This is a genomic window from Acidimicrobiia bacterium (assembly GCA_035948415.1).
GTDB lineage: Bacteria > Actinomycetota > Acidimicrobiia > IMCC26256 > PALSA-555 > PALSA-555.
Genome location: DASZJD010000040.1, coordinates 1 through 3,039 on the forward strand (window position 1 = coordinate 1; position 3,039 = coordinate 3,039).

Annotated in this window: 4 protein-coding genes; 3 read left to right on the forward strand and 1 reads right to left on the reverse strand. The window is 71.7% G+C overall.

The window, feature by feature from the left end:
* The first annotated feature begins 302 nt into the window (after window positions 1-302).
* The gene (locus tag VG869_06175; GenBank protein HEV3450777.1) at window positions 303-1,280 is read left to right on the forward strand and encodes an NAD(P)-dependent oxidoreductase; all 978 of its coding nucleotides are present in this window, start codon (window positions 303-305) and stop codon (window positions 1,278-1,280) included.
* Window positions 1,277-1,939 carry a class II aldolase/adducin family protein gene (locus VG869_06180; protein ID HEV3450778.1) on the forward strand — a complete coding sequence of 221 codons (663 nt, stop codon included), beginning with the start codon at window positions 1,277-1,279 and terminating at the stop codon, window positions 1,937-1,939. Before VG869_06175 ends, VG869_06180 begins: the two co-directional genes overlap by 4 nt.
* A gap of 13 nt (window positions 1,940-1,952) precedes the next feature.
* On the opposite strand, the gene VG869_06185 is transcribed toward VG869_06180, so the two are convergent.
* A complete protein-coding gene (locus VG869_06185; GenBank protein HEV3450779.1) occupies window positions 1,953-2,249 on the reverse strand; it encodes a hypothetical protein in 297 nt (98 codons plus the stop codon).
* Window positions 2,250-2,294: 45 nt separating this feature from the next.
* Here VG869_06185 and VG869_06190 point away from each other — a divergent pair, with 45 nt between their 5' ends.
* Window positions 2,295-2,894, forward strand: coding sequence for a DUF2889 domain-containing protein (locus VG869_06190; GenBank protein HEV3450780.1), 600 nt, complete (start codon window positions 2,295-2,297; stop codon window positions 2,892-2,894).
* The last annotated feature ends 145 nt before the right edge of the window (window positions 2,895-3,039 follow it).

Here is a 3,039-nt window from a genome sequence, read left to right on the forward strand (position 1 = left end):
CGCTCGTAGTGGATCGGCATGGGTCCCTCCGCGAGGCCCGACAAACCTGACACGTTAGTCAGGTCGAAAACGCCCGATTTCGCTCCGCGCCGCGGGTCGCGGGTCTGGGCCGGCGCGTCGTCGGTCGACCGACCAGGGACGAACGGGGCGCGCGGCGCGCCAGGCGGGCGTTGTCCGGCTCCGATCTCGCCAGCGAGATCCTGTTTGCCGGTCGGCTCGAGCAGTCCATGGCGAGGCCGAGTCGGACCCGACCACCCACCCAACCTGACGGGCCCGTCAGGCGCGTGTGCGATGATCCGGCCGTGACCGACCGCCCGCGAGCGCTCGTGACCGCGCCCTTCCGGGGCGCCGGGCTGGCCACGCTCCGCTCGATCGCCGACGTGATCCTCGACCCGTGGATCGACCACTCCCCGCTGCGGATCCTGAACGGCGAGCAGCTGGCCGAGCGAGTCCGCGCCGAGCGGGCCGACGTCCTGATCGTGGAATCGGACTCGGTGAAGGGACCGGTGCTCGACCTGCCGCTCCGGGCCATCGGCTCGTGCCGCGGCGACCCGAACAACGTCGACGTGGCCGCGGCGACGGCCCGCGGCATCCCCGTCCTGCGGGCGCCGGGCCGGAACGCCGACGCCGTCGCCGAGCTCACCGTCGCCCTCCTGCTGGCGGTGAACCGGGGCGTGGTGCGGGCCGACCGCGACGTCCGCGAGGGCCAGATCTACCGGGACGGCACCATCCCCTACCAGCGGTTCCGGGCCTGGCAGCTGGCAGGGCGGACCGCGGGCCTGGTCGGGCTCGGCGCCGTGGGCCGCGCCACGAAGTGGCGGCTCGAGGGGCTCGGCATGCGCGTGGTGGCCCACGATCCCTACGCCGCCGACGCCACCCATTCCCTCGACGCCCTCCTCGAGGAGGCCGACGTCGTGTCGATGCACGCGATGGTGACGCCGGAGACCACCGGGATGATCGGCGCGGCCCAATTCGAGCGGATGTGCGAGGGCGCCATCTACCTGAACACGGCCCGGGCCCTCCTGCACGACACCGACGCCCTCGTGGCGGCGCTGCAGGCCGGCCGTCTCGCCGGCGCCGGCCTCGACCACTTCGTCGGCGAGCACCTCCCGGTCGACCATCCGCTGTGCGGGATGGCGAACGTCGTGCTGACGCCCCACATCGGCGGCGCCACCTACGACACCGAGGCCAACCACTCCACGCTGATCGCTGACGGGCTCGTCACCCTCTTCGGCGGCGGCAAGCCCGACAACCTCGTGAACCCGGAGGTCCTGGCGTGAGCTCGAAGACCCTGACCGCCGCCGAGACCAAGGAGCAGCTCCTCTGGGTGGCCAAGGAGATGCTGCGCATCAACCTCGTCGAGGGCACGGCGGGGAACCTCGGGGCCCGCCTCCCCGATGGCAACGCGGTGCTGACCCCGTCGTCGCTCGACTACACCGAGATGACGCTCGACGATCTCGTGGTGTGCGACCTCGACGGCAACGTGCTCGAGGGCACGCGCGGCCCCACGAGCGAGAAGGCGCTGCACCTCGCCGCCCTCCGGCAGCACGACAACATCGGCGCCACCATGCACTGCCACGCCAAGTACGCCACGATGTTCGCCCTGACCCGCACGCCGATCCCGGCGGTGATCGAGGAGTTCGACGTGTTCGTGGGCGGCGACGTCGACGTCGCCGACTACAAGACCACTGGCACCGAGGAGCTGGCCGACGAGGTCGCGTCCCGGGTCACCGAGAAGGCGGCAGTGCTCATGGCCAACCACGGCCTGTTCGCCGTGGGCCGGAACCCGAAGGACGTGCTGCACATCGCCTCGCTCGTGGAGCGGACGGCCGAGATCGTGTGGGGCGCCCGCGCCCTTGGCACGGTGGTGCCGCTGCCCGAGGAGGTCGGCAAGACCTTCTCGGGGTACTACCGGTACGGTCGCACCGGGAAGATGTAAGAGCCGGCCGCGTCTAGCGGGCCAGGGTGCCGAGCTCGGCGAGCAGGTGGTCGTTGAGGTTCGTGATCGAGGCGGACTCGAACTCGGCGTGGGTCCCGTCGGCGTGGTCGATCACGACCTTCGTCGAGAGCCGTCCCGGGATGGTCTGGGCGCTCACGTCGGCGCGATCCCACTCGGCCAGCTTCGAGACCACCTCGATGTTGCCCCTGCGCTTGGCCTTGGCGCTGAACGCGTAGAGCTTGTCGGCGGTCAGCGCGAGGTAGGTGATCCGGTTCGTCTTGAGGCCGTGCCGCTCGCTGAGCGGATACACCTGAGTACCGGTACTCAATTTCGGGGCGACCAGTAGCCTGGCGCGATGCCCGACGCCTACGAGCCCACGCTCGACCTCGAGCTCCCCGTCGACGCGATGCAGCGGCACAAGGCCGTCGGGCTCTGGTACGAGGACGAGACGCTGCGCGTCCGCGCGCACCTCCAGGACTCCTACACCGACCCGGACGCGTCACGGCTCGTCCTCCACGAGTACCGGCTCGACCTGTGGGTCGACCTGGGGTCGATGATGGTCACCCGAATCGAGGTCCTGCCCGTCCACCTCCCCTACGGGGACTGCTTCGCCGCCGCCCCGAACGTCCAGCGGCTGGTCGGGCTGCGCCTCGAGCGCGGCTTCACGGGCGAGGCGTTGCGGCGCCTCGGCGGCGAGGCCGGCTGCACCCACCTGAACTCGCTCATCAGCGACCTGGCCATCGCCGGGCTCTTCCACGGCTACCTGCGGGTCCGCGAGCAGACCCGCGAGCACGGCGTGCTGCCGGTCCTGCCGGCGAGCGACGAGCGCACCGGGATCTGCGCCGGCTGGCGGGCCGGCGGGACGCTCGCCACCTGGATGGCGCAGGGTCGCGGCATCGCGCCCTCCCCCATCTATCCCACCCGCGACCCCGGGCGCGCCTCCGACGACCGGTGACTGCCCTCGACCCGACGCGGCGGTACTTCTCGCCCGAGATCGAGACCATGCCGCGGGCCGAGATCGAGCGGCGACGCGACGAGCGGCTCCTCGGCGACCTCGTCCCGTGGGCCTACGAGCGCTCCGCGCTCATCCGGGAGACCTG